3 protein-coding genes and 1 pseudogene are annotated in these 4,402 nt (G+C 53.0%); 2 read left to right on the plus strand and 2 right to left on the minus strand.

Annotated features, from left to right (window positions below):
- Positions 1-172 precede the first annotated feature (172 nt).
- Together istA and istB are read left to right on the plus strand one after the other, a co-directional pair.
- Positions 173-1,351 (plus strand): annotated as a pseudogene (gene istA, locus B5F27_RS15760) (IS21 family transposase); the annotation flags it as partial.
- Positions 1,344-2,126 (plus strand): IS21-like element helper ATPase IstB, encoded by a 783-nt coding sequence (gene istB / locus B5F27_RS15765; protein ID WP_087369007.1) that lies wholly within the window; start codon positions 1,344-1,346, stop codon positions 2,124-2,126. The pseudogene istA and the gene istB, both read left to right, overlap by 8 nt.
- A 57-nt stretch (positions 2,127-2,183) precedes the next feature.
- Here istB and B5F27_RS15770 read toward each other — a convergent pair whose 3' ends face one another.
- A complete protein-coding gene (locus tag B5F27_RS15770; RefSeq protein ID WP_087369008.1) occupies positions 2,184-3,122 on the minus strand; it encodes an iron-containing alcohol dehydrogenase in 939 nt (312 codons plus the stop codon).
- A gap of 40 nt (positions 3,123-3,162) precedes the next feature.
- Complete coding sequence (locus B5F27_RS15775) at positions 3,163-4,014, minus strand: aldo/keto reductase (RefSeq protein ID WP_087369009.1); 852 nt, start codon at positions 4,012-4,014, stop codon at positions 3,163-3,165.
- Positions 4,015-4,402 lie beyond the last annotated feature (388 nt).

A 4,402-nucleotide genomic window follows, 5' to 3' on the forward strand; every position in this document is an offset into this window, starting at 1 on the left:
GGCAGACCGCACTTCCATTTTAAGCAAAGGGAGTTTTTCTGTCATCATCATCGACATAAGTCTTTTTTCGAACCACTCGCCTAGCGAGTGGTTTTCGTTATACAAAAAAGGACCAGCTTTAGCTGGTCCTTTTTCTATTGTCAAGTACACTGTTTTGTGAGGCGCTTACGGAAAAGGCAAGAGCGCTTATGCGATTGGGCAAGAAATTGGAATCTCCAAAAATACGGCCCGCAAATATATGGAGCAGGCGGATCGGCAGCATGGGCTAAAGGGCGTTTCCAAAGGGTCCAAGTTGGATCCTTACAAGCCGCAGTTGAATGAATGGATGGAACAAGGTATCTTCAATTGTGTTGTTCTGTTGGAACGACTGCGAGAACTTGGATATGACGGCGGAATGAGCATTTTAAAAGCATATGTTCATCCCTACCGGCCAGCCAAGGCAGCACCTGCTGTACGGCGATATGAAACGCCCAGCGGCAAGCAAGCGCAGATGGACTGGGGCATCTGTCAATATCTGGACCAAAATGAGAAGCTTCACAAAGTAGCGGTTTTTGTAATGATTCTGGGATATTCCCGCGCCAAATACATTGAATTCGTAAAACGCTGTGACCTGCGCAGCATGGAACGCTGTATGTTAAATGCATTTCAGTATTTTGGAGGTGTTCCTAAAGAGGTCCTGACCGATAATATGAAAACTGTGGTCACAGGGCGTGAAGCGGGCAAGGTGATTTGGAACACACAGTTTTCTGATTTTGCCGTCGAGATGGGATTTGTTCCAAAGGTATGCCGGGTAAAAACGCCCCAGACAAAAGGCAAAGTAGAACGTTTGGTGCGGTATGTAAAGGAGAATTTTTTCCCGGGCCGCAGCTTTGTAGACCTGGAAGATCTGAATCGCCAGGCGATTGCCTGGTGCAAATCAGTTGACTCAAGGCCTCATGGAACAACTTGCGAGATCCCTCTGCAAAAGCTGGCACAAGAAGAACTTTTCTCCTTACCTTCCCAGGAGATTCAGGACCGCTACCGCTGGGAAACGAGAATAGTTACAAGAGATGGACTTGTAAGCTTTGACGGCATCCGGTATGGTGTGCCCTGGCAGTACAGCGGAAAGGAAGTACAGGTTCGAACAGTGAAAGGGCAGCTGGAAATCTATTATGGAGAGATCCTTCTAGCCCAGCACCAGCTTCAGTACCATACGGGTAAAATTGTCTGGTTGCCCGGCCAATACAAGGGCCTGGCAGAACACAAAGGGATTGCTGCCCCTTATCCAGCAGCACGCCAACAGGACGTTCGTGTAGAAGTTCGTTCTCTGCATTTCTATGACTCCTTGTTGGGAGGTGCAGCACATGGTTGAGCTGGAACACACCCGCTCTCTCCTGGAACAGATGGGGCTGCTCACGGCAGCTCAACTTTTGGATGCACAGCTGGAACAATCTCTTCACAGTCAGCAGACCTATGTTCAGTTCCTCCATGACTTGTTATCCTCTGAACAGCAGGAACGCCAGCGAAAAAGCCGAGAAACACGTTTAAAACTGGCAAGGCTGCCGCACCACAAGCAGCTGGAAGAATTTGATTTCACCTTTCAACCCAGCATTGACAAGCGACAGATCGAAGAGCTTGGGACGCTAGCCTTTGTAGCCCGAAATGAGAATGTTATTTTTCTGGGACCTCCTGGTGTGGGAAAGACGCACTTGTCTGTCGGTCTAGCTCTTAGAGCCCTGGATGCTGGAATGGTGGTCTATTATACCACTCTTTCCCGTCTCATTGGTGACTTGAAGAAGGCACAAACCCAGGGACATTTGGAGAGACGCTGGCGGATCTACCTGCGTCCAGCTTTGCTGGTGATTGATGAGGTTGGCTATATGCAGTTGAATCGCCAGGAAGCAGAACTTTTGTTTCGGCTGATTTCTGAACGTTACGAACACGGCAGCGTGATTTTAACCAGCAACAAATACTTCAGCGATTGGGGTGAGCTTCTAAGCGACAATGTACTGGCTACCGCTCTTCTGGACCGGTTATTACACCACGCTCATGTGGTAAATATCCGTGGCCAGACCTACCGGTTGCGTGACCGATTGAAAGCAGGTATTCAAACAGTTCCACCGGCCACGCTTCCGGCTGATGGTTAACCGGCGTATGTGTTTCCGGCGTTTGGGTCATTTTCTGGCCGGCGTTTTAGGTGTTTTTTATTTCGGCGTTGACATCCGGGCCAGTTTCGGGGCGGCATCCTTACAGATATGGCGGTAATAGGCCGGATGAATGACTGCAAGGCCCTGGCCGTGGTTGCAGTCGGTGTAGGCTCCCAGCTGGTGTTCGATCTGGTGACATTCGAAGTCGGTGGTGCGGCCCACCTTGAGGATGCCATTCTCGGCCATGGCCGAGGTCCACATCAGGTTGCTGCGGGCGGTCAGATCGTTTATGTCGCGCAGTAGTGCGCGCATATTCACTACCGTGCTGCGCATAACAGCCAGAGCCACCTCGTCCGAGACGTTGTCCCGGTCGGAATGACCGAAGTAGGTCTCCATGGCGTGGCTGAGGGTATCAAAGGCGCCGGACAACACCTGCATCCGCGGCAGAGATAGAGTATAGGCCGGGTCCAGAACGGCAAACTGGGGCGCGGAGGCAAACATTCCGCCCTTGATTTTGCTCTCCTCGTTGGTGATGACGGCGCCGCCGTTCATCTCAGCCCCGGTGCCTGAGGCAGTGACCACCACCCCCAGCGGGATGGGTTTGACAGCAAGTGCTTTGTGCTGGACCATTTCCAGATCCCACAAATCAACATCGGTGACGGCCTGGGCTGCGATGATCTTGCAGCAGTCGATGACACTGCCGCCGCCCACCGCTAAAACCAGATCTGCATGGCAGGTGCAGGCAAGCTGTGCACCCTCTTTCACCTTGGCCCAGGTGGGATTCGGCATGATCCCGGTGAACTCGGTGACGGTCTTGCCTGCCGCTTTCAACAGCCCCGTGATTTCATCATAGACGCCATTGGTCTTGATGGAGCCGCCGCCGTAGGCCAGCAGGACATGGGGACCATACTCTGCCAGGATGCCGGGCAGATGAACTGCCGCCGCTTCATGGCCAAAGTAAACTTTGGTTGGGTAGGAATAGACAAAACTTTCCATAGAAAAGCCTCCGCTTCACAGTTTTTCGCAGATGCGCAGATCAAACCTTGCGCACCAAACCTGCCAGCATCTCAACAACGGCAGGATCGCGGTGGTCAAAGAAGGAACTGACCCCGGTGTCCATGGCGGCGATGGCAGCCATGTCTTCTTTAGAGAGAGTAAAGTCAAAAACATCGAAGTTTTGCTGCATCCGTTCCTTCTTGACGCTCTTGGGAATGCAGACAATCCCTCTCTGGAGCTGCCAGCGAAGCACCACCTGGGCCACGCTCTTGCCGTACCTGGCGCCGATGGCTGCTAGAGTCTCGTTGTGGAACAGGTCATTGTGTCCCTCGGCAAAGGGAGCCCAGCTCTGCATCTGTACTCCCTTGGACTTCATGTAGTCCTGCGCCGCCTGCTGCTGGAAAAAGACGTTGCACTCCACCTGATTGACAGCCGGGGGCATTTCATTGAAAGCAATCAGGTCGGCCAGGCGGTCGGGGTAAAAACTGCATACACCGATGGCCCGGATGCGTCCGGCCCGGCACAGCTCGGTCATGGCCCGCCAGGCACCATAATAATCGCCCAGGGGCTGGTGGATCAGATACAGGTCCAGGTAGTCCAGCCCCAGGCGCTGCATCGAGGCCTCAAAGCCGCGCATTGCCCCTTGATAGCTGGCGTCCGAAATCCATAACTTTGTGGTGATGAACAGCCGGTCCCGCGGCACGCCGCAGGATTGGATCGCCCGGCCCACGGCCTCCTCGTTGCCATAGGATGCAGCTGTGTCAATCATGCGGTAACCCACGTCGATGGCGTCCCGCACCGCTTGCTCGCAGACCGCCGGGTCTTTGATCTGGTAGGTGCCGAAGCCCAGAACGGGCATTCCGACACCGTTGCTGAGGGTCACATATTCCATAAAACAACGCATACTTTCTGATTCTGGTATAGGTTAAACATAAAAATGCTTTCCCGTCTCCGGGGGCTGTTTCCGCGTTCGGCCGTACAGGTTTTAAAGGCATAGCCGACAGCCGGACTGACCGCGCCAACGGGATGATCCCGGCGGCTCGGCCTGTATACAGTATAAAAGGAATCGGGCTTTAGCAGAAGTCTCCATTGGTTATGCAGCGTATACCTTTGGGTTATCAGTCCCTGGCAGATTTTTCGGGGTGTTTTCAACAGACAAGCCCCCGGCCCGCTGAACTGAACCAGTAAAAACGGACAATAGACAAAACGCCCCCTGTGTAGGAAAATAAACCTATACAGGGGGTGTTCGTATGTCCAGACAAAAATACACACATATCCAA

The organism is Faecalibacterium sp. An192 (assembly GCF_002160175.1).
Classification (GTDB): Bacteria; Bacillota; Clostridia; order Oscillospirales; family Ruminococcaceae; genus Faecalibacterium.